At 46.3% G+C, this 22,615-nt stretch carries 16 protein-coding genes; 5 read left to right on the plus strand and 11 right to left on the minus strand.

Annotated elements, in window-relative coordinates:
- Positions 1–32: 32 nt before the first annotated feature.
- The 9 genes from tssH to C942_RS04080 all read right to left on the minus strand — a co-directional run bounded on the left by tssH (position 33) and on the right by C942_RS04080 (position 11,252).
- Entirely contained in the window at positions 33–2,642 is a 2,610-nt protein-coding gene (tssH, locus tag C942_RS04040; protein ID WP_007462741.1) for a type VI secretion system ATPase TssH, read from the minus strand.
- Positions 2,643–2,650: 8 nt separating this feature from the next.
- The gene (locus C942_RS04045) at positions 2,651–3,634 is read right to left on the minus strand and encodes a type VI secretion system baseplate subunit TssG (RefSeq protein ID WP_007462743.1); all 984 of its coding nucleotides are present in this window, start codon (positions 3,632–3,634) and stop codon (positions 2,651–2,653) included.
- Complete coding sequence (gene tssF, locus C942_RS04050; protein ID WP_007462745.1) at positions 3,616–5,397, minus strand: type VI secretion system baseplate subunit TssF; 1,782 nt, start codon at positions 5,395–5,397, stop codon at positions 3,616–3,618. The genes C942_RS04045 and tssF overlap by 19 nt, the downstream gene beginning before the upstream one ends.
- The gene (gene tssE, locus C942_RS04055) at positions 5,390–5,815 is read right to left on the minus strand and encodes a type VI secretion system baseplate subunit TssE (protein WP_036798685.1); all 426 of its coding nucleotides are present in this window, start codon (positions 5,813–5,815) and stop codon (positions 5,390–5,392) included. The genes tssF and tssE overlap by 8 nt, the downstream gene beginning before the upstream one ends.
- Positions 5,812–7,170 carry a type VI secretion system contractile sheath domain-containing protein gene (locus C942_RS04060; RefSeq protein WP_007462748.1) on the minus strand — a complete coding sequence of 453 codons (1,359 nt, stop codon included), beginning with the start codon at positions 7,168–7,170 and terminating at the stop codon, positions 5,812–5,814. Before C942_RS04060 ends, tssE begins: the two co-directional genes overlap by 4 nt.
- Before the next feature lie 48 nt (positions 7,171–7,218).
- Positions 7,219–8,700, minus strand: a complete 1,482-nt coding sequence (gene tssC / locus C942_RS04065) for a type VI secretion system contractile sheath large subunit (RefSeq protein WP_007462750.1) — start codon at positions 8,698–8,700, stop codon at positions 7,219–7,221.
- Positions 8,700–9,209: a type VI secretion system contractile sheath small subunit gene (gene tssB / locus C942_RS04070; RefSeq protein ID WP_007462752.1), complete on the minus strand. Its 510-nt coding sequence runs from the start codon at positions 9,207–9,209 to the stop codon at positions 8,700–8,702. Before tssB ends, tssC begins: the two co-directional genes overlap by 1 nt.
- Before the next feature lie 70 nt (positions 9,210–9,279).
- Positions 9,280–9,813, minus strand: a complete 534-nt coding sequence (locus tag C942_RS04075) for an Hcp family type VI secretion system effector (RefSeq protein WP_007462753.1) — start codon at positions 9,811–9,813, stop codon at positions 9,280–9,282.
- Positions 9,814–9,845: 32 nt separating this feature from the next.
- The gene (locus tag C942_RS04080; protein WP_007462755.1) at positions 9,846–11,252 is read right to left on the minus strand and encodes a type VI secretion system protein TssA; all 1,407 of its coding nucleotides are present in this window, start codon (positions 11,250–11,252) and stop codon (positions 9,846–9,848) included.
- An 874-nt stretch (positions 11,253–12,126) separates the two neighbouring features.
- On the opposite strand from C942_RS04080, the gene C942_RS04085 reads away from it, so the two are divergent.
- From C942_RS04085 to C942_RS04100, 4 genes are all read left to right on the plus strand, one after another.
- On the plus strand, positions 12,127–14,118 hold the full coding sequence (locus tag C942_RS04085) for a type VI secretion system Vgr family protein (protein WP_007462757.1): 1,992 nt from the start codon (positions 12,127–12,129) through the stop codon (positions 14,116–14,118).
- The gene (locus tag C942_RS04090) at positions 14,118–14,681 is read left to right on the plus strand and encodes a DUF6931 family protein (RefSeq protein WP_007462759.1); all 564 of its coding nucleotides are present in this window, start codon (positions 14,118–14,120) and stop codon (positions 14,679–14,681) included. Before C942_RS04085 ends, C942_RS04090 begins: the two co-directional genes overlap by 1 nt.
- 8 nt (positions 14,682–14,689) lie before the next feature.
- Positions 14,690–14,986, plus strand: coding sequence for a PAAR domain-containing protein (locus C942_RS04095; protein WP_007462761.1), 297 nt, complete (start codon positions 14,690–14,692; stop codon positions 14,984–14,986).
- 502 nt (positions 14,987–15,488) lie between these two features.
- Entirely contained in the window at positions 15,489–16,439 is a 951-nt protein-coding gene (locus C942_RS04100; RefSeq protein WP_051035708.1) for a GlxA family transcriptional regulator, read from the plus strand.
- A gap of 67 nt (positions 16,440–16,506) precedes the next feature.
- On the opposite strand, the gene C942_RS04105 is transcribed toward C942_RS04100, so the two are convergent.
- The gene (locus C942_RS04105; RefSeq protein ID WP_036798741.1) at positions 16,507–17,010 is read right to left on the minus strand and encodes a lactoylglutathione lyase family protein; all 504 of its coding nucleotides are present in this window, start codon (positions 17,008–17,010) and stop codon (positions 16,507–16,509) included.
- Between the two features lie 366 nt (positions 17,011–17,376).
- Between C942_RS04105 and C942_RS04110 the strand changes: the two genes are divergently transcribed.
- Positions 17,377–19,296 carry a hypothetical protein gene (locus C942_RS04110; protein WP_007462767.1) on the plus strand — a complete coding sequence of 640 codons (1,920 nt, stop codon included), beginning with the start codon at positions 17,377–17,379 and terminating at the stop codon, positions 19,294–19,296.
- Positions 19,297–19,395: 99 nt separating this feature from the next.
- Here C942_RS04110 and C942_RS04115 read toward each other — a convergent pair whose 3' ends face one another.
- Entirely contained in the window at positions 19,396–22,209 is a 2,814-nt protein-coding gene (locus C942_RS04115; RefSeq protein ID WP_007462769.1) for a M16 family metallopeptidase, read from the minus strand.
- Between the last annotated feature and the right edge of the window lie 406 nt (positions 22,210–22,615).

Genomic DNA, 22,615 nt, shown 5'->3' on the forward strand with positions numbered 1-22,615 from the left:
AAAGATGTACAGCCACGCTTCTGCCAGTTTTCTTAATTAATGGTGGTTTGAATCGAGCCATCACAAATAGTGACAGTAATGTTCGTTACAGGCTTATCCTCACTCATACGAACAATGCATTGAGTTGCCAGCTCTGGCATCAGGGTTCGATTAATGATTTGCTCGATAGCACGAGCACCAGTTTCCGGAGAGTGATTCAGGCCAATCAGGTGCTCGATTAACTCTTCGCTATACGAGAAGCTGGCACCGTAATGGCTACGGACACGTTTTTCGATCCGACCAAGCGACAAGCGTGCAATCTGAGCCATCTCTTCATCGTTAAGCGGGAAGTACGGTACGATAGTCGCGCGGCCCAGGAATGCCGGTTTAAAGAAACGCTGCAACTCAGGGAAAATCTCCTGTGTCAGCTCTGGTACTGAAGGGCGGCCATTTGCACAACCATTTACCACCGCGCTGTCTGCCGCATTCGATGTCATGATGATAATGGTGTTGCGGAAATCAATTTCGCGACCTTCACTATCAGAGATCGAGCCTTTATCGAAGATTTGGTAGAAGATGTCATGCACGCCCGGGTGTGCTTTTTCCATTTCATCCAACAGCAGAACAGAGTACGGGTTCTTGCGTACAGCCTCAGTCAGCACACCACCTTTACCGTAACCGACATAACCGGCCGGAGAGCCCAGTAGCATGGAAACTTTGTGCTCTTCTTTAAACTCAGTCATGTTGATGGTCGTAATATTGCGCTCACCGCCATACAGAAGATCAGTCAGTGCCAGGGCCGTTTCAGTTTTACCCACACCGCTCGGACCACACATCAGGAATACTCCGACAGGTTTACGCGGATCGGTCAGACCGGCACGAGACATACGGATCGCCTGTGAGATCTCGGCAATCGGCGTTACCTGACCAATAACACGCTCGCCAATATGGCTTTCAAGGTGCATCAGGCGCTCAACTTCCTGCTTAAGCATGTTGCCCACCGGAATTCCGGTCCACAGTGAGATCACTTCCGCGATTGTCTGCTGTGTTACCTGCGGCAACACCAACGGTTGTTCACCCTGCATCTCATGCAGCTGTGCCATCTTTTCAGCCAGCTGTGCTTTTTCTTCGTTCAGGCTCAGGTCTTCACCAGCCAGGAACTGCTTATCCAGTTGCGTCTGTAACTCAATGATTTCAGCTACCAGCGCATTTTCCTGTCCCCAGCGAGTTTCCAGCTCATCATGCTGCTGTTTGAGATCTTCCAGACGTTGCTTCGCTTCATCTGTGCGACCATCTTCAATCGACCACAGCGCCGCTTCATGAGTCAGAGTCTCGATTTCATTCTCGACATAACGGATCTGCTCGGCGATGGATTCCAGCTGGCGTGGTGTTGCGCTCTGGCTCAGGCCAATACGTGAACATGCAGTATCCAGCAAGCTGATAGCCTTGTCCGGCAGCTTACGCTCCGGCAAGTAGCGGACAGACAGTGATACCGCCGCATCAATTGCTTCTTGCATCACTTTAACGTTGTGGTGTTTCTCAAGGCTTTTCTTCACACCACGCAGCATGTGAACCGCATCTTCTTCATTCGGCTCACCGACTGCTACCACCTGAAAGCGACGGGTCAGGGCCGCATCTGATTCAAAATACTGCTTGTATTCTGCCCAGGTCGTTGCAGCAAGAGAACGGAACTCACCACGCGCCAGCGCTGGCTTAAGGATGTTCGCTGCATCATTCTGACCAGCTGCACCACCAGCACCGATAAGGGTATGAGCTTCATCGATAAACATGATGATCGGCGTCGGCGACTGTTTGATTTCGCTAATTACATCTTTGAGGCGGTTTTCAAACTCACCTTTAATGCTTGCTCCAGCCTGAAGCAAAGAAAGATCCAGACTGCGAAGCTCAACGTTCGCCAGTGACGGCGGAACATTGCCTGCGACGATCTGTTGTGCCAGACCTTCTACGATAGCGGTTTTACCGACACCAGGATCACCGACCAGGATTGGGCTGTTCTGACGACGGCGGCAAAGAATATCGATAGCTTTGCGGATTTCATCACCACGGCCGGAAATCGGGTCAAGTTCACCGTCTCGCGCCGCCTGAGTCAGGTTCTGCGAGTACTTATCCAACGCTGGTGTGCTGATGTCACCGGTTTCGGCATTGACCATGCCCTGGGCAGCGTTTGCCGGGATTTCACTGGGTGTTGTCTGCGCAACCGCCTGACTACGCAACCATTCTGAAGAAAGTGCATTGATCCACTGGCTAAGTACACCGTTATAAGCACCCTGCTCAATACGCTGTTTCAGCACCATCAGCAGGTGGAATTCATTCACAGCCAGTTGCTTGTGATTAAGCGAAGCCACCATCCAGCTGTCTTTCAGCAACTCAACCAGCTGCGGAGACAACGATGGAGCGGCATCATTACCTCGCGGCAGACCTGACAGATGATCACTCAATCGCTCGATGAGGGCTTCATTCGCCATTGATACCTGCTCAACTGCTTTTTGCCAGCCGGATTGCTGCAACAACTGAATGAACCAATGCTCAGGTTCAATTGAGAAATGACCACGGCTGACACACTCTCCGGCTGCTGCTTCAAGAGATGTTTTCAGGGTTGGCGTCAACCTTTTAACAAGGCTTTGTAATTCAATATTTATCATGACGTTTCCTAACTTGCTGTAAGTGGCATTTCCACAAATTGCTTGGCACCGGACTGGTTATTCATCCATGCAGACTGCCCCACTTTAAGGCCGTGATTACTGTCACTGGTCAGCCTGACACGTGGCAGGTAATGACTGTTAACCTTCATGTAGAGCTTGAATTTGGTGTTCACACCCATGTAGCTACGAACCATATGCTCAATGGCTCGGATCATCTTTTGGTCATTACGAATACTGAGGTAATGACCGTAATCACGAGGACACACTTTGATGTTCAGCTTTTGCCCGGCCATCGGTGTGCTTTTTCCAAGCAGTGCGCCCATCCCTAACTGATTGTTCTGCCCACCTGGTCCCAGCTGACTCAGTGAACAGGGCGTCAGAGGCAGGTATTCAAGTTCACTGCGGTCAATCTCAAACTCGGCTTCAAAATAATCTTCAAGCAGCGATTTAAGCGCCATCGGACAAGTCAGTTTTAGGCCCAGCAAACCGGTGTACTGGATCATGTGTTGCTTAGGCAAAGCATTGGTGCCTTCACCCAGTCCGCACAGACTCGACAGCATTTCTGAAACTGACAGCTGATGGCGATTCCAGTTGAATGTCTCTTCTTCCAGCTGAGCAGTGAGGTCATGCTTGAGCTCAGTCTGGCAATACAACCTGAAATAGCGGTTATTAAAGGTGTCAAAGAAATCGATCGGTGCTTCATCACCCAAATCGAACTTCGCACTCAGGGCCTGACGGAACATAGCCCGTGGCATAACGCCCTGATTACCTGTCAGTGCGGTCAACGGCGTTTTCAGTACATATTCCTGCCCCTGGCCAGCAAAAACCTGAGTCACCTCTGTACGGTAGTGAGCCGGAAGCAACTCAGCACTGAAACGTACCGACGGACGGATACCTGCACGCTCAGCCCGGTGCTTAAAAAGCTGCCAGGCTCTGCTGAGTTCAGCCTTGTACTGCGTGCCCGCCAGACGATTCAGAGCAGATTCTTGCATCCGGTTCTCCTTGGGAAAGCCATATACAGACCGTCCTGACCCTCAAGCCGGATATCGACCTGGGTAAAACTGTTGAAGCCGGCGAAATAAGCAAAGAAGTGATCCAGCAGGTGACTGAACAGGGCAATGCCGCCGTTCACATTCGTCGGATCCAGTGTCACTGTGATTTTTGTGCCGTAAGCAAAACAGGTTTTTCCCGACACGCGGATCGGCGCGACTACCTGTTCCTGATCGATACCGACAATCGACTCGATATAGACATGGTTCTGCGAACTCTGACTATGATTGTAAAGATCAAAAACATTCTTCAGCGTCGACTTTGGATCGTCAGTTCCAAGAATTGCGTGGTAGTTGAAATGCAAATGGCATAGCAGCGCCCAGACATTCTTATTGGAATCTTTACTACGCACAGGCAGTGACGGTCGGCGAAGCAGCTGCATTGTTGCAGGAATCGTCAAGGATTCTCGACATTCGACTTCGCTGGTCACTGGCAGGTGGCTTGCTTTAATACCGTTAGTCACTGTGGCATTAACGACCCAGGTGCGCGGCTGACTGTCAGCACTGATATGACTAAGGTCAGCCACCTTCAGCCCACTGTCGAGCACACCACGTTCATGCATTGTCTGCATCAGTTGCCAGCGCAAACCACTGTTGGCTCCACGGTATTTTTCGCCATAGATTTGCGGGATCTCAATTGGCTCTGCATCGGTAACATCCAACACCTGATCGACGGCAAACAGCTCAAGAACACTGCCCTGATTGGCATCAAGGACAATAGGGTACTGCTTCTTGAAAAAGTCGATCTCTACCGGATCCGACACCATCTGGTGCAGATTCACCAGCGGCGTCGTAAACAGGGAAAAGTGCTGAGCTGAAAGACTGCGTGCCAGATCAACACTGAGTTCATCAACGAAGATCTGTAACTTAAACTGATGCCCGGTCACACGCTTCAGCGCCTGACCTAGCTCGAAGCGAAAGCCGTTGAAACGCTCAGAGAACATGAAAAATTCAGTCAGCAGCTTAAAGCCGCCAAAGCTCGCGGCCTGATACGGAAGAATAGTCTCTTCCACATCAAAACCGATTGGCTGCATAGCCTGGCGTCCCAGTTCTGTACACTCACCGTTGGCACATAAACATATTTGAGAAACGCCCTGAGAAAGCAGATCATAAAGACGCAGTGCAAAATGAGTTTCTCCTTTCAGGTGTAGTTTGAGCATGTCGATTGGCAGCTCAGACAGCTCAATACCTTCATCCATTGCAGAAATAGAAAGCTCAATAAGAGCTTTGGCGTTTTCCGCCCCGCGTGGCTTTGCCTGCTCAAACGGTGCAAAAGCCACACTGACCTGCTCGATCTGTAGAGGCAGCAGATCAACATTTTCAGTCGTGCGGAATGCCGCACTTTCGCCCTGCTCATCACGAACTTCAAATTCTGTACCGGCCGGGATTTGGTGAACGGCGTTTGCATCATCATTCATCTCAAAATCAAGCATGCTGTATGACGGGATCGGACGCAGGTAATGGGGAAACAACAGGCTGATCAAACTTTCGGTCAGCTCAGGAAAAGATTCATCCAGGCGGTGCTGCAGCTTACCGTTAAGCAGTGCCACACTCTCAATCAGGCGTGCAACCTGAGGATCGTCGATACTGTCCTTGCTGATGCCGAGTGAACGGGCTGCACCGGGATGACGCTCGGCAAATTGCGAGGCTTCTTCCCGGATGAAACGCAGCTCCTGCTCAAAATAAGAGAGAAAAGTATCAGACAAGATTCGACTTCCTTACATCTAATTTGTTACTGCTCAGGTCGAGAAAAGAATCCAGCACGATCGCTTCATCACCCTGCCGGGTTTCCATAACCGCAGAGATACGAAAGCGAAGCTGATTGTGGCTTTCAGACGATTCCTGAACGTCAATCTCTACCTGACTTAGCCTCGGTTCATAACGGCGGATCAGATCGGTAATTTCAGCCACCAACACATCACTGCTCGATTTACTTTGTGAACGGGTCACGTTACGGATCCCAAGGTGTGCAATAGTGTCAGAGACTCCGGTCTCATCCCCGGCACCCTGCGGCCAGATCGGGGCACGGCATGAGATCAACGAACAAACGTTGTCGATAATGGCATCTCGCGCACTATCCACATCGTCGCTCCAAGTCCGGGTTAGTTTTGCAATCAAACTCATGACGCCTGCCCCACTTCCTCACCGGATACCGCGGTGGTCAGCACCACCTGCGCATCCATCATTTCAAACTGGTACTGAGGCTGGAGCATGATTTGGCACATATAACGGGTCTTATCATGCGGCGCTTCTTCAATACGCACTTCACACGCTTTCAGCGGATAGCGCGCCATGATGGCATCTTCGCCATAATCCACTTCACTGATATAGTTCTGCAGCCAGCGTTCCAGGCTACGTTTACAATCATCCACACTGTCATAACGACCAATCTGATCGCGGATCTGTGACTTGATGTAATGACCAAAGCGGCATGCCATTAAGTTGGTCTGCAACATACCCAGCAGCTGGGAAGCCTCATCCGGTGCTTTCCAAACCGATTGATTACTGAAGAACCCCTTCTGACCACTGAGATACAAACTACAAAGCGGTACAAAACCCTGTTCAGACCAGAATCCGTCTTCTTCGCTGTAAATATCGACTTTGGCTGTCAAATCAGACTGACGGACAATGGCACCATGCGAGCCGTATTCGTCGTAAGAACGCAGGAAACCGAACCAACTGATACGGTCAAACTCACTGATCACATTGGCAGCCAACAGGTAAGCACTGTTTCCCCACAAAGCGTTTTCACGCTTATTGAGTTCATTGAACAAAAAGCCGGCTGCGTATTGCTGGTATGGCTCTCGTAACAAATATTCAGGCAACACCAGATGCAGAAAGCGCGCTGACGCTTTATCTCGCAGCAACTGCCAGGAAAGAAAGTCACGGCTTTCAAGAATACGTTCGGCACGAGCATCGTCATGAAGCTGGCGATTAGGATCATCGCCGAGGAAAAACTCATCCACGCCCATCACTACCGGGCATAAGGACATCTCACCGAGTTCTGAAAGCAGTTGCAGCGTATAGAGATCGTCGTGATCTGCATCCTCGCCGTAATCTGAGGTGACTTTATGATCAACTAACACCAAGCCAAACGGCGTACCACCGGCAGTATCAAATTCGTTGGAATACAACTTTTTGAACAGCGCGGTCTGTTTGATATCAAACGAGTAATTCAAGTCGTTCGATACCATGAGCCAACTTAGATCCAGCAGCTTTACTTTTACTCGACGCTGGGAAACAGGCAGTGAAGTCAGGGACGCCAGACCAAGCCAACTGGCTTCCAGCTGTTTGAAATGCTGATGTTGAATCACTTCCGACAGCTGTTCGCTAATCACCGAATCCAGACCGGCAATCAGTTTGGTCAAAAGCGCTTTGAATTGGATCGTCGAATCCCCCCGGGCAAGCGACAGCAGCTCATGCCAGGGTAACTCAGCAAGCAAAGTTGAAATCGACGTTGATTGATTATGAGTATGCATCGACGGTCCAATTCAAAACCATTCGGGGACATACATCCCCGAATCGTATTAACCAGGAATATTTGCCACCATCCGAAGAGAGGTAGACAGTTCTTCCATTTGCAGCCATGGGCGAAGGTATGCCACAGCAGAGTAAGCACCCGGACGACCCGCCTGCTCTTCAACTGTCACTTTCGCTTCAACCAGAGGATGGCTAGCTTTTGCATCGTTACCGATCGCATTCGGGTTCACGTACTGGTCAATCCAGGTAGTCAGTTCTTTTTCAACGTCATTTGGATCCAGGTTTGAACCGATACGGTCACGACCCATTACCTTCAGGTACTGTGCAATACGGCTACTAGCCATGGTGTATGGCAGACGTGCAGAAATTGCTGCGTTCGCCGTTGCATCAGGATCGGTATAAGTCTTTGGTTTGTGAGTCGTCTGAGCACCCATGAACACTGCGTAGTTGGTGTTCTTGTAGTGAACCAGCGGCAGGAAGCCTAGGTCACTCAGCTCTTTTTCACGCTCATCAGTCAGGTTCACTTCTGTCGGGCACTGCTGAAGCAGATCACCGGCATCCGAGTAGTAAGTGAAGTTAGGCAGGTTCTCTACCTTACCGCCGTTGTCAGTACCGCGAATTGCAGTACACCAACCGTACTTGGTATATGCCTGAGTCAGCAGAAGGCCGAATTCATAAGCAGCATTACTCCAAACGAAATCTTTGTCTGAGCTAACAATCTGCTGACCGTTTTCACGAGTCTTCAGCTCTTCAAAGTCGAAAGATTTCACAGGCACAGTTGCAGAGCCATATGGCAGACGAGCAATTGTCTTAGGCAGCGTCAGAGCAACATAGCGGGAATCATCGCTTTCACGGAAAGCATTCCAGCTTGCATATGCAGGAGAATCAAAACCGGCAGCAACAGGCTTACCATCTGCGAATGTCGCAAATGAGTTGAAATCAAACATGCTAGCGTTTGCTGCAGCGATAAACGGAGCATGTGACGCTGAAGCCACTTCACCCATGTAGCGAAGCAGGGCAACGTCTTCGTCACCGTAGCCAAATTCGTAGTCACCAATCAGGGCACCGTATGGCTGACCGCCAGCTGTACCGAATTCTTCCTGGTATACCATGGTGAAGAAACGGCTGCGGTCGATTGCTGGCGCATCTTCGAACTGCTCCAGCAGCTCATCCTTGGTGTAGTCGGCCATCTTGATCTTCAGATCAGGGCCAAGCTCGCTGTTCTTAACCAGTTTCTGCATTCCCAGCCAGGTACCTTCCAGCTTCTGGAAGTCGCCGTTTTGCAGAACGGCAGACAGCTGCTCTGAAATTTTGCTGTCGATTGCGCTGATAGCTTGTTCAATCGTCAGGGTCAGGTTCTTATCCCAGGTCACCGTACCGTCAAGCGCCTGAGACGTCAGAATGCTCAGCAGCTCTTTGGTTGTATCTACCGGTGTTTGAGCCGTTGCAGTAATGGCGCGATCAAGAAAGCTCAGTGACGCTTCAGCTTCTGCTGCGCCCTGGGCAGCAGTTTGTTGTTCAGTAGACATTATTCAGCTCCCTCTTTGTTCAGACCAAGCTCTTCAGCCAGACCCTGAATAGCATCAGCACTTTGCAGTACTTCTTTCAGCAGGCGTTCCAGATCACGGGAGCGATCCGCTTTACTCAGCAGCACTTTCAGTTGGTTACGGGTTTCCACCAGTTGCTTCAGCGGGTCGATCTGCTCAACCAGATTTTCAGGGTGGAAGTCTTTCATCGAGCGGAAGCTCAGATTTACTTCAAACTGACTGTCGTCATTCGCCAGCTTGTTATCGACTTTGTATGAAAGGCGCGGATGGACTTGGCCCATCACTGTATCGAAGTTGTCCTTGTCGATACCTGTGAACTCGCGCTCTTCAAGATCCACTTTTTCAGATTCTGGTTTGTGGCCCGAGAAGTCACCGATCACGCCTACGACAAACGGCAGTTCCTTCGTCTCTACTGCGCCATTCGTTTCAACATCATAAGTGATGCTGACGCGGTTCTTGCTGACGCGCTTATGTTGTGAGTTCAATGCCATAACGGTGTCCTAGTTAAGAATTTTTCTATCGCTAAACAGGCACACCACACGAGGTGGTGTGCCAAAGGTGTTATTTAGCACCTGAAGTCATTTTGCCGGTCGGCAGGTTGTAAGTAACGATACCGCCAGAAACCATCTCACCACCTTCCTTCTCGTAGTGGTGCTTCTGAGAAATATCTACGTAAGACAGAGAAAGGCTTTCGTATGGCTGAGAACCGTCAGAACCGCTTACGTTGTAAGACACTAGACGAGCATTCTTCAGCATTACCTGGAAGTAAACGTCTGCGCCCTGGCCGTCGCTTGAAGGCTTAGTGAATGCAATCTCAACAGTACGGCCTTCTTTACCTGGGTTGAACAGGAAAGACAGCAGGTCTTCTGACGCACCGTCAACTTCTTTAGATACGTTAACTTCGCTCAGAGCAACCATGCCTGAGTCAGCGTTGTTACCGTTACCGATATCCATCGCTACGTTACGTACACCGCCCCATGAGTAAGATTTGATTGCAAACCAGCCTTCCTTTTTACCCTGTTCAGTTTGCAGCTCTTCGATTGTTGCACCGCCTTTAACGTCAAGACCGTCAACACGCATGTAAATACTTGCCATAATTTTCTTTCCTTAATTTCTCACAAAGATACTCACCAACTCAGAGCTGTTAAGCCTGATGATGTGCTGTTGTCACTTTGTTGTTTTGATGGAGTATCAGCACTGGAAGATTCTGATACCTGAGCTTCAACACTTGCCTCCACAGGAGCAGGCTGAGCCTCAGCAGGCGCTGAAGAGTTTCTAATGTCAGCAGCGGGAATCCCGACATCCGGTAACAAAACCTGATCGAGATGGTTAAGCCCTGCGGCATTAAAAATATTGCTTAAATTGTCACCGTCCTGTTCTGCCATCATTTCCTGCAGCAACTCAGGCAATGACATATAACCCCAGCGAATCGCCTTCTCAAGAAGGAAGGAAACTGGGCTGTGTGGCTCACTTTGACGGAAGAAATCAGACACTTCGCGCAACAAATGAAAGGCCAGATCGCGATTCATATTGTTCGCTTGTGCGATTTGAGAAAGATTGCCGGCGCTGAGTGTCAGTGGCGTACCCTGCTCGGCAGGAACCATATTAACCACCGCATTAGCCATTGTATTCACCGTAGCGACTTCGGCCGTCGGCGCAGGCTGAACAGATTCAACCGTCGTAGCTTCGGTCTTTTGCTCTGCCACCGGACTCTCCGTTTTCGGGGTAACTTTCATTCCCGACAACTGCTGAAGTGCATTGTCGAACTTGGTGAAAAGTGTTTTCAGGAAGGTGAAATTTGCGGCCTGAACACCAGCAGCCTGAGCTTTAAGTCTGACAACATTGCCCAGACGTTCGATTTGCTCTAGGCAGCGAGCTGAATTTTCCAGCTTGTTCTGAATTGCGCTGCGCTCATGAGCAACCATGCTGCTAACCTGTTGCTTAAGCTGGCTAACTTCGCCTTTACGTTCAGCACTTTGATAATCAAAGAAGCTTACATCGCCGATCAATGACAACAGTAATAAAGGCGCATACAACAAAGTACTCTCTTCACTTTCTCCCGCTAACTGGAAGAATGCTTTAACCTTTGCTTCTGCCTGCTCAGCCTGTTGACCGGACTCGCTGTCACTTTTCAGCTTGGCGGTCGGTAAAACCGGGTTTAACTCATCCCAGTTTTGTTCAATAAGATCCGCCAGCCAGTTAAGGCTGTTAGCTGTACTGTCTAAGGAGTTATCCAGCACCACCTGCGAGGCAATGAACCAGGCGATTAGTTCAATATCTCTGGTAACATGACGAAAATTATTCATCAGGCTTTCCGACAGCACATTCCAGTTCTGCAGGTTTTCTTCCTGCAGCTGTTCAATTTCTTCGCTGCTCGGGTTTTGGCTTAACTTTCGTAAAGATGTTTGCGCAACGTTAAATTCGTTTCTCAGTGGTCGGAAGGCTCCCCGATCCGCTTTCAAATAAACGCCACATGCTGACGCCTCATTAATCGGAGTCAGTAACTCAGAAATATATTGCTGTGAGAAAAGCATTCGGACCTGCTTTGTTATTCTTCTTATATCACCTGAATAATGTTTCAGATGAAATTTCCTTGGGATAAAAAAGGCTGCTACCACATCAACTCTGCACGTGTAATGGTTTTATTTAATTCAGAGTCCAATGTCATTCCAATCAGGATAAATTATCTACGCTAAAAATATTTGTTCGAGTCACCATGACTTATAGCCAAATAAAAGAACGTTAGGGCTTGCTAATTTAGCAAGGCTTTAATAATTCATATTTTTAATGCTTATACAATAACGTTCACTTCGATCTTATTTTACGAATTAAATGAAGCGGACAACTGCAAAGACATATTTCCGACACGTTTAAGCTTTAATTGTTCTGAATGTAATCCGATGAAACGTATCATTACGAATTGTTGATTCACCACGATTATATCTATCACCCAAGCATTAAAAAGGGGGCATTTATGCCATCTAAGGGTGTCAGTTTTGACGCATTATTTTGTCATACAAGCAAATCAACACGCAGCACTAAACAATGATGCATATATATTTAAACACTCACATACCACTTTAGGGTTACCACTTGTTCAAGCTACGAATTAGAACTTTTGCTCTACTTTAAATTGCCATTTAAATATATCTTTAGTAACTTTTAACTTAATCTAAAGGCTGAATAGAAATCACATCGATATTTCTTGAATTTAATTGCAACAGGAAATAGATTAATTACGCAATCAGCCCTAATTAATTTAGACCTGTACTGGATTAAGATAATTACTACACCTTTCATGTCATATTTCATTACTCAACAGAGTGTTTATTGGCGAGCAGGTTTCTTAATGGCAACAGCTAATTTAGAAACATTGACTGTGTTTTACAGATAGGAATTACGACGAATATGGCCAATAGCAAATTGCTTTATCAATCTCGTCCTTTGACCGTCAAGCTCGCAGATAACAAGAGTTATGTCGTAACCCAGCTTGAGTGCAAAGAATCAATTTCACACGGTACGCATTTATCTCTATCTGTTGCGTCAAACGATGAAATTGGCGACAAAGTGCTGGGTAAAGTCATGAACGTGACTTTTGAACAAGCTACCGAAACCCGACATTTCCCTGGTTTGGTAACCAGCCTCGAACTCATCGGCTATAGCATAGAGAAAGAGTTGTTCTTCTATAGTATTCAGGCTGCCGATCCACTCTCATTACTGGCTTTTCGCCATAACCGCCAGATATTCCAGAAGATGACAACCCGCCAGATCATTGAAAAACTGTTGGGTGAGTCTGATTTTAAAAGCCACTTCAAGTTCTCGGTTTCCGGTAACGGCAGCAAACATGAATACTGTGTACAACTTGATGAAACCGATCTGGCATTCGTACAACGACTGTTAGCATCCGAAGGCTGGCACTACCATCTTGATAATAAGGGAAGTAAGCCCGTCATTGTCATTGCAGATTCAAACCAATCTTTTGATGCAATTAAAAGTAGTACGATTCACTACCTCGACGGCTCTGGCGATACAGCGAGAGTTGTCAGCGAATGGACGAAAAAAGCCAGTATCGGTACAGCTAAAGTCTCGCTGGCCGATCATACCCAGGCGCTGGCTGAAGTCTTCGAGAGTGGCGAAAGAAAAAGTGCCTTCAATCACTCCCCGACCGGCCTGAGCGCTTATCATTTCGGCAATGGTTTTGAAGATAAGAGTGAAATCCGCTCTGCGGTAAAGCGCCAAATGGAAGCCATGGATGTCGATAAAAGTACGGCCAGTTCCAGCTCTCATATCGCCGCCCTGTCCAGCGGGAAAAAATTCAAACTTGCGAAGCACCCGGTCAGTAGCTTCAACCAAGAATATGTGGTCACGCAAATCACACATTCCATTGTCTGCGAAGAGTCAGGCAAACAGGTGCTTTATAAAAATCATTTTCAGTGCCTGCCTGCATCTTCCCCTTATCGACCAACTCCGATCATCAAACCGAGAGTTCATAGTGTCCATACCGCTACGGTAACTGGGCCGAAAGGCGAAGAAATTTACCGCGATAAGCTCGGTAGAATTAAAGTTCAGTTCCACTGGGACAGGCTGGGCAAGAAAGATGAAAACACATCCTGCTGGCTTCCAGTCTCTCAGGGGCTTGCCAGTAAAGGATTCGGCATCCAGTTTATCCCTCGGGTCGGGGACGAAGTACTAGTCCAATATATTGATGGAGATCCGGATCGTCCGGTTGTTGTCGGCTCAATCTACAACAAGGCAAACGCAGCCCCCTACTCGGCGGCAACACAAAGTGGGCTCAAAACCCGCTCAACACCGAAGGGCAGCAGTAAACAGGGCAATGAGCTGCGGTTTGAGGATCAAAAAGACAAAGAGCAGGTTTTTCTGCATGCCGAGAAAGATTTGGTACTCGATATCAATAATGACTGCACGGCAACGGTAAAAGGTAAGACATTAACCAAAATTGAAAAAACGGCCACACTGACAGCCAAAGAAGATATTGCGGTCAGCACTGAGAAAACCTTTAAAGCGAGCAGCAAAGACAATCTGTCAGCCAATAGTGATAAGAATCTGGAGCTTGAGGCAGGTTCCGATATGGCGCTGAAAGCGAAATCTTCTGTCACTGTTGATGGCAGCAAAGTATCGATTACCGGCAAGAGTAAAATCGAGCTGAAAGTTGGTGCCAGCAAGATCGAAATCAGCGCCAGCGGGATCAAAATCGATGCACCACAGATCGCTATTAATGGTAAGGGCAAAGCCGAAATGAAAGCCGCAATGGTAAGTGTTGAAGGTCAGGGTAAAGCCGATTTGAAAGGCGCGATGGTAACAATTAATGGCAGCGCAATGACCCAGGTTAAAGCCGGAGCCATGGTACAAATTCAAGGTGCAATTGCAAAGATCAACTAATGAAATTACTTAAAGTCCCTTATCAGAATGCCCAGGACATCTTAAAACTGTATGCGCCAAACGCACCTTTTTGTGAACTGGCACAGGAGAGCACAACACCGCAGGCGTTGATTGAAGCCGCAATGGCAATTGAGCTGTTTGCAGATGCCATTACTTACCTTGCCCACGCATTACCGGTACGTGAAGCAGTATGGTGGGCCTGCTGTTGTGCTGCAAGCCGGAATGACTGGAAGGAAGATGAATGGAATGCTATCCGGGCAGCTAAAGCATGGGTACATACGCCGGATGAAACCAGTCGTCGATTTGCTGAACAGATGGCAGAAATCGCCGGATTGGAATCTGGAGCAGGATGGAGTGCTCAGGCAGCCTTCTGGAGTGGCGGCAGTATGACCAAGCCAGAAGAGCCAGTTGTCCCTCCACCTGAATACCTTTACGCACAGGCCGTCGCAGGCTGCATTAACCTAACAGCAGTATTACCGGATGGTGAAGAAGCCAAAGAACGTTACAGCAACTTTATCGACATTGGTTTAAATATCGCCATGGGCGGAAACGGACAAATCTAGGAGAGAACATGTTACCTGCCGCACGCGCCACTGACATGCATATGTGCCCGATGCAAACCCCGGCTGTGGTTCCTATTCCCCATGTGGGTGGTCCACTACTCCCTATGCCGACAACAGTACTGATTGGCAATTTACCGGCAGCCACTATGGGACAAATGTGCGTCTGTGTCGGCCCGCCTGACAGCGTCGTAAAAGGAAGTGCAACGGTTCTGATAAATAATAAACCTGCCGCTCGAATGGGAGACCTGACCGCTCACGGCGGTACTATTGTAATGGGTATGCCAACCGTTCTTATTGGAGGTTAAGATTGGTTGTTGAATTTACAGACACAACCATGATTATCAAGCTCAGTGAATGTAATAAGTCTCTATAAGAGAGTTCTCAATGCGCAAGATAATGAGACGGCTTATAAGGATTCCCCACCCCCACCTTTATTACAAAACTCACTAAAAATCGCGGCCCAACAATAGAGTAATCAATCTAATAATCAATACACAGAATTGGTAAAAACCCCAAATTAGAGTAATTAATCTACTATATGTATCTGTTTATTAAATATAAGCGATTACGCTAACAATAGTGCAATCCTTTTCACTGCCGTGTTTGTTATTTCATCATATTTAAAACTGAGCGTGATATTGTATTGGAAATTTTAGAAAAGTTGATAAAACATGATTGGTGTTTACCCCTGCGTTTTTTCATTATCAAATGGCGTTATTATGAGGGGAAAAAGCCTTGGGACTAAATCACAATAACAATATTGAAAAACCATTACACATTACTGCTCTTGCATTTCCGGGATTTCCGATGACCTCACTAACAGGTCCATTGGAAATGTTATCCACCGCTTGCCAACTGGCAAAATTATCCCCACCGGAAATCACTATCGTCACCGTTGATGATTCTGACGTGCAGGGCATTGGGGGACTGACTTTACACCCGACATCAAAAATTACTGATGTAAAAGACACAGATATTTTGCTGATCAGCGCGATTGGCGATCCCAATGAACATATCGATAAATGCACCAACGCGACGTTTGAGTGGATAAATTCACTTAGCAAACAGGCCCAGTTTACTATCTCCATTTGTACTGGCGCTTTCTTGCTGGCCAGAGCTGGTGTTCTGAACTACCGAACTGCCACAACACATTGGATGTATACTGATCTATTTCGCGACAACTATCCCAAAGCGACATTGGTGACAGATCAATGTTTCACCCAGGATAATAATGTACTGTGCACTTCAGGCATTCACTCACACGACAAAGCAATCCTTGCTGTTATTGAAGGACTGTGGGGATGTGAGCACAAGACGCTATGCGAACAGTATTTCTACGGAAAAGATGTGGTTCCTGAACATGACGGCGATAATACCTTCAGGCCTTACAAACAGCACAGCGATGCCCTGATTTTTAAGCTGCAAGACTGGATGCACAGCCAGGACGTAACCCAGCTAAGCGTTGCTGAATGCTCTAAGCAATGTCATTTAAGTGAGCGGCAAATGAAGCGCAGATTTAAGGCCGCAACAAATGAAACACCAATGGCATATATTCAGAGAATCAAGATTAATCACGCTAAAGATAAGTTAAACACAACCAACCTGACAATTGAGCAAATCAGCAATCTGGTCGGTTATGATGACACAAGGCATTTTCGTCAGCTTTTCAAAAAGTTCTGTGATATGACGCCGTCAGATTACCGCAAGTCGGCAATCAAACCGTCTTCACAGGCTTATAGCCACGTATCCGTTCACTAACAGTGTCTTAATATCAAAGTGTCATCCTGAGAAAGGATGACACTTCATTTCAGACAATAACGGCCTGTCAGTTATACGCACCACTTGCGTAATGCAGTTCATAACTATGGCTGTAGATCTCAAGAATGTTGCCGAACGGATCTTCCATGTAAATCATGCGATATGGTTTTTCGCCCGGATAATAATAACGAGGTGCTTTCATACGCTTCTTACCACCAGCCGCAACAATCTTCTCCGCCAGCTCTTCAACATTCGGATCCTGAACACAGAAGTGGAAAACACCGGTCTTCCAGTATTCGAAATTGTTCTCCGGATTTTCCTGATTCTTAAACTCAAACAGCTCTACACCAATACGATCGCCGGTTGACAGATGAGCAATTCGAAAACGCTCCCAGCCTTCACCAAACACATCAGTACACATTTCACCGATAGCTGAATCGTCTTCCACTATCTCTGTTGGCTCCATGATCAGGTACCAGCCTAGTACTTCAGTATAGAATTTCACGGCAGCTTCCAGATCCGGAACAGAAATGCCGATGTGAGAAAACGTTCTTGGGTATGGCATTAGCATTGAATCAGACATATAAACCTCTTCATTCCTCTCTTGGGCATCGCCCTTTCGTTGAAGCAAAGAGTACGCGTAATACTTCAAAACAAGAAATTATCATTATTTCTTATTTTGATAATTCATTATTATCAACAGACTTCCATCAGGAAGCTCATCAGTTAATTTTTAATATCAATTAATTAGGTGATCCAATATACATTAGAACCGTTACCACCGAATCAGAGTCATTATCAACAAATAATATAATTTATATTACTCATGACTCATAACAACCAGATGAAAATACAGTTTTGCATTAATAAAACTTACTAAAAATGAGCGATTTTGTTATCTTTCACTTCCTTAACTTAATATGCCTGAACACTTAAAATGCCATCTGCCTTTACAAATAAACTGACTTATAAGATATGCATTCTGGCTCTTATTTCAATTGTGTTATCAGGATGCAATAGCGGCTCATCACCATCAAAAACAAATACAGAAAATACTCAAACAAATGAGAATAATAATAACTCTGAGCATAATGTACGCATTGACGGAGAAACAGGTAGCCCATTATTTTTCAACATAAAGCAATCACTTAATACTTCTTCGTTATTTTCTGGCGCACAAAACTACCAACTTATTAACCCTCCCGCCGGATTAACCATTCAATATACAACCGGACAATTATATTGGCAGCCTGGACTTGCTCAGGCCGGAGAACATAAGGTTAAGTTGGCCATATCGGGTAATAATCAATCACAAGAAATAGAGCTATCCATAAATATCAGCTCAAATAAAACTAACCCGACAGGAATATACGTCGATCCAATTCACGGCACCGACAACTCCACGAGCGGCAAAATCACTCAACCTTATAAAAGCTTGCGTTATGCCGCCCAACAAGCCAATGCCGGAGAGACTATATATATCAGAGGTGGTGAGTATTCACTGACCAGCGACCATAACGGTAGCGGTAAAATTCTGGCGAAAGGTGTCGAAGGTGCCCCCATTACATTTACCCGTCTAGCCGGTGAAAGAGTAAAGTTCAACTTTACAGGTACAGGTATAGAAGTCCCCTTAGTTAACAATGGACTGGGTGAACAATATCAGTATCTTATTTTTGAAGGCTTCGAGCTTGACGGTAACGCTGATGATTTCACTGAAGAAGACGTTATAAAACTTGACTGGTGGAAGACCGCAGAAACACCATTAAAAGAACGAATTGGTGGAACTGGATTTAATATCAACGGCCAGCATATTATTGTCCGCAAAAACGTTATCCATAATGCCTACCAGAAAGGTGTCAACATACGTGATGGCCGCTATGTCACTGTTGAAGGGAATATCATCTATGATATCGGGCACAATTCTCTCACAGGTGGTCATGGCATCATGCGGATGTGGGAGAAAAACTTTGGCACTCCTGATGAGCCCGACACAGACCGATTTAATTTTACCGGAAACTTATTATTTCGAGTGGAGCAGCATATCTATTCATGGGCTGGAAAACCCTTTGCAAACCTGACTATTGATGAAGGAAAGTCGATTCTTATCGACCAAACTACCGATACACAGCTAACTGCCACCGTTTCCAATAACCTTGTGCTTTTTGGCGGTAAAGATCATATCCGATTAAAGCCAACACCAAACATCGAAGTGTTTAATAATACAGTTGTTTCGGATCCTACCCGCACAGATCCTTACCCGGGCGGTATTAGCGAAAAAGCCGCTAGCAGCAATATGCATTTTTACAACAACCTTGCCACAACTAACTCAGCGGATATTGCTATTCAGGTAAACAAGAGCTTCAGTACAAGTACTCCCGCTCGTCTTTACAACAACTTTGTAAAAGACGGCAAGATATCCAGTGAATCTAGCTTAAATACCGGCATTGATAGAGTGACTTCGGATATGAATCTATTTGTTGATTCAGCCAATAATAATTACCGCTTGAACCCGTCGCTGGGGTTACATAATGTCGGTGTTTCAGAACAATGGCTGAGTCAGCTTGAAGTGATGTTAGACGATTACGGAATTAAGGCAACACCAAGCAACTGGGTACATAAGCATGATTCGTTTACACAGCTTATATTAGATAATTACCCTCGCGAATACTTCCAGAATCCAACCTGCATTGATTCTGTATTTGAACCTGGGCGGAAGGCAGTAAGATTTGATATTACAGATGCGGGACGTTCATATTATATCGGCAATGGAAAAGCCAGCGCCTGGCCCAACGACATCCAGACATTCGAAGTCATTGTTCCAGAAAGCTTTAATAACACTTGTATCGTAAAATACTAATTGAGGACATAACTCAAAAAAAGCCTTCGCAGAGAGAGATGATGGGTGGTATCCCCCATCATCTCTTTCATAGCCCCGTCTTAAATCAATCTGGGAGCATCAACTCCCAACTTTCTCTTCAACCTTCGGTGACAACACACCTTCCATTTGCTGAGTTTCTTCACCAATCAGGCGTTGAGCCATAGCATTAACTTCATCCAAGGTTAGCGATGAAATGACTTTGTCCGGGTGAACAACAGCTAACGGGTCTGCATCAAACAGTACGTAGCTGCTCAACATTCTTGCCTGCTCATGGGCATTAGTAAGTCCTGACTTCAGATCTGACGTCAATTGAGACTTCACGATTTTAAACTCTTCCTCAGTGAAACCTTTTCTCGCCTCATTAAGAACTTTATTAGTTCCTTTTCTCACCGCCTCCAGCTTATCAGGCGAAGCGTTAATGTTGAATTCCACTATCGCCTGTCCACTACCATCAAACCAAGTCAGATTAACATACGGGCTATAACTCAGCCCCTGAGCATTTCGAAGCGTATCGAAATATCTCTTGTTCAGTAAACGATAAACGAGATCAGCAGTAAATCTGTCCTTAGTCGTTTTCGGCTGTCCCTCTGACATCAGGCTGTAGAGGTAATTAACTGTATTATCAACCGCTTCCTGAACTTCAAGTGATGCAACAGATACCTTAGGATTTGATTTATAGTCCGTTATAGGTACTGCCGATTCCATCGAAATTCCGCCAAGATAACGCTTAATCATAGTGGCAAACTCTTCTGTCGAAATATCGGCACTCACCACCAGTTTGAAATTACGGTTCTTCTTCATCAAGAGATCGACAACTGTCTGCACCTGCTCCGGCTCTACCTTTTGATAGTCAGCTCCGGTCATGACCAAATACGGACTTTCAGACGGAAATAATGAACCAACAAAGCGATTAATAAACTTACCTTGTGGCGACGCCAGCCAGTTATCCTGCTTTAGAGCCAGCTCTTTTTGCACCGCATAAAACTGCGACTCATCTACTTTTGCCGCTGTCATTGCCTGATACAGCACAGAGAAAGCAAACGGTAATTCACCTTTGACTGCTTCACTATATAAACCATGCGATGTTGGCCATACAACAGGTTCAAGATACATATTGTGACGTTGTCGCAGTTTATCAAAATCCGCCACGCTGATACCTGCGAGACCGCTTCTCGCAAATACTGCGTTTGTCATATTACCGGCATGATGAAGCTCTGGAGGTAGAGCAGCCAGACCACCAGAAGACATCAAGTAGATAAAGACATTCTCTCCCGCTTCCGGCATCTGCTTTAGCCAGACTTCGATACCGTTTGCCAACACCCAGCGATGAAGAGTCGGCTCGACCGCTGTATAGGAGCGAATCTCACCTCCTTTTTCTGGCTCCGGAAAGGCATCTACAGAGGCTGACGAAACGGCTAACATTTCACCCGGAGCTGCAAACTGCTCTCTGAACAATGAATATGAATCTTTGGCCGTTTTCGGGTTTCCTTCCCTTGTATAGCCAAATACAGGCTTAAAGTCAGAAGTCAGGTAATCTTTGATAGCCTGATTAAGCTCCTTCTTACTCAGCCTTTTCACAAATTGTTGTAGCTGGTGTCGAATCGCTTCTTTATCCATTAATGTATAACCATCGATCAGTGAATAAAGACGATCCTCTGCGTAATCGATAGCATTCTTATTTAGCCAGTTAGTCTCTAGGTTATTGATATCATTTTGCCAAGTTTGTCTGATCGTAGTCAGCTCAACACTACTGACACCATGATCACGCAGAGAAGCCAGCTCTTTAGCCATAAACTGCTGCGCAGCTAAACGATCAGACTCAGTGAATTCAGCAAAGATATAGCCAAAGTAGCGATTAATAATCAGTGAACGATAAACGAAAATATTGAGCAATGGTGCCTGTGTTTCCATTCGGCGATCATTCAAGCGCTCAGCAATCGCCTGCATCACTGTTTGCTCCATCAACATCGTCTGGTAATCAGATTCCGTTGTCATCTTGCGATCACTGATTTCAGTCAACAGTGTCATAGCAGGATGTTGACCGGCAGAACCTGATACAAACATCGACTCAGTATTCAATGGCGCAATAGTTTTTTCACCCCAGCTCAATGCACTTGAGTCAGACTTACCAGCCGTATTCAGCTTAGAAGAAAAATATTTCGCAATCATTGGCTCCAGCTGTTTACGATCAATGTCGCCGCTGATAATGAGTTCTGTTTTCTCCGGCAGATAATTCGCCTTATAAAACGCCAGCAGGCTTGCACGATCAATTTTTTTGATGTTTTCCTGAGTACCAAGAACTTCGCGTCCTTCATAATCACTGCCTTCCAACAGGGCTTCAAACAATTTCTGGTCGACAGATTTATCTTCAAGTTGAGCAAATCGGAATTCTCCTAACACTGCCCCTTTCTCATTTTCAATCAAAGCCGGATCCAGCGTTAACTTACCAGTGGCAATATCACTCAGCCAGGTAATTGCACTTTCAATTTTCTTATTGTTTGGAATATCAATTTGATAGTGAGTGGTTTCGTGGCTGGTAAAAGCATTTAAATCACTGCCGAATGATACGCCAGCTTCTTCAAACATCGCCTCCACCCGCTCAGCACCAAAACTTTCACCTCCCAGCAATGCCATATGCTCTAAAAAATGCGCATAACCGGCTTGTGCTGCGGTTTCATCTACCGCACCGGTATGAACCAAAAGACGGAGGGATACTTTTTCATCGTTAACAGAACGCAAATGATACTGCATTCCGTTTTCCAATTGCCCTTGAACCCACTGAATGTCAGCCTGAAGTGGCTGTGACTGAGTCTCCGTTTCCCGTTGACATGCGACAAGCAACAATGTGGCAAATATCATGCCCCAGGGTTTTACTAACCGTTGTATTTTCATATTAAACCTGCATTTTCAATACACTGGACTGATATATCCATTAACAATCATTCCCAACACTCATAGTGCGGATAGTTTTATCAGTTTTGAACAGTGTTTTAAAGTAATTTAAAAAATTCAATCAGCTATATCTCTATTTTCAAGAAGGAATCTGATTTCAAGTTCAAATCAGACAGAATTAAAGGGAGATATAGAAATAAAAACGAGTGACAAATTACGAGAGAACATTCAGCCAAAGGGCTATCAAGAACGGAAGTTGCATACGAAAAAGCCTTTGTCTTTCGACAAGGGCTCATTCGTCCGAAGAACAAGCGTCAACTAAGTACAAACAAAAAAGGCCTAGTTTAAGCCTTCAGTACAGTGGCGGAGCGGTCGGGATCTCGAACGGGGAGCACACGACGGGCAG

It is taken from the genome of Photobacterium marinum, assembly GCF_000331515.1.
Classification (GTDB): Bacteria; Pseudomonadota; Gammaproteobacteria; order Enterobacterales; family Vibrionaceae; genus Photobacterium; species Photobacterium marinum.

Bases quoted from the DNA above. Each gene is read 5' to 3' on its own strand.
- C942_RS04100 (WP_051035708.1), top strand. From the start codon at position 15,489: ATGACCTCACTAACAGGTCCATTGGAAATGTTATCCACCGCTTGCCAA.
- C942_RS04095 (WP_007462761.1), top strand. From the start codon at position 14,690: ATGTTACCTGCCGCACGCGCCACTGACATGCATATGTGCCCGATGCAA.
- tssE (WP_036798685.1), bottom strand. From the start codon at position 5,815: ATGAGTTTGATTGCAAAACTAACCCGGACTTGGAGCGACGATGTGGAT.
- C942_RS04080 (WP_007462755.1), bottom strand. From the start codon at position 11,252: ATGCTTTTCTCACAGCAATATATTTCTGAGTTACTGACTCCGATTAAT.
- C942_RS04075 (WP_007462753.1), bottom strand. From the start codon at position 9,813: ATGGCAAGTATTTACATGCGTGTTGACGGTCTTGACGTTAAAGGCGGT.
- C942_RS04115 (WP_007462769.1), bottom strand. From the start codon at position 22,209: ATGAAAATACAACGGTTAGTAAAACCCTGGGGCATGATATTTGCCACA.
- C942_RS04110 (WP_007462767.1), top strand. From the start codon at position 17,377: ATGCCATCTGCCTTTACAAATAAACTGACTTATAAGATATGCATTCTG.
- C942_RS04060 (WP_007462748.1), bottom strand. From the start codon at position 7,170: ATGCATACTCATAATCAATCAACGTCGATTTCAACTTTGCTTGCTGAG.
- C942_RS04090 (WP_007462759.1), top strand. From the start codon at position 14,118: ATGAAATTACTTAAAGTCCCTTATCAGAATGCCCAGGACATCTTAAAA.
- tssC (WP_007462750.1), bottom strand. From the start codon at position 8,700: ATGTCTACTGAACAACAAACTGCTGCCCAGGGCGCAGCAGAAGCTGAA.
- tssH (WP_007462741.1), bottom strand. From the start codon at position 2,642: ATGATAAATATTGAATTACAAAGCCTTGTTAAAAGGTTGACGCCAACC.
- C942_RS04085 (WP_007462757.1), top strand. From the start codon at position 12,127: ATGGCCAATAGCAAATTGCTTTATCAATCTCGTCCTTTGACCGTCAAG.
- C942_RS04045 (WP_007462743.1), bottom strand. From the start codon at position 3,634: ATGCAAGAATCTGCTCTGAATCGTCTGGCGGGCACGCAGTACAAGGCT.
- tssB (WP_007462752.1), bottom strand. From the start codon at position 9,209: ATGGCATTGAACTCACAACATAAGCGCGTCAGCAAGAACCGCGTCAGC.
- C942_RS04105 (WP_036798741.1), bottom strand. From the start codon at position 17,010: ATGCTAATGCCATACCCAAGAACGTTTTCTCACATCGGCATTTCTGTT.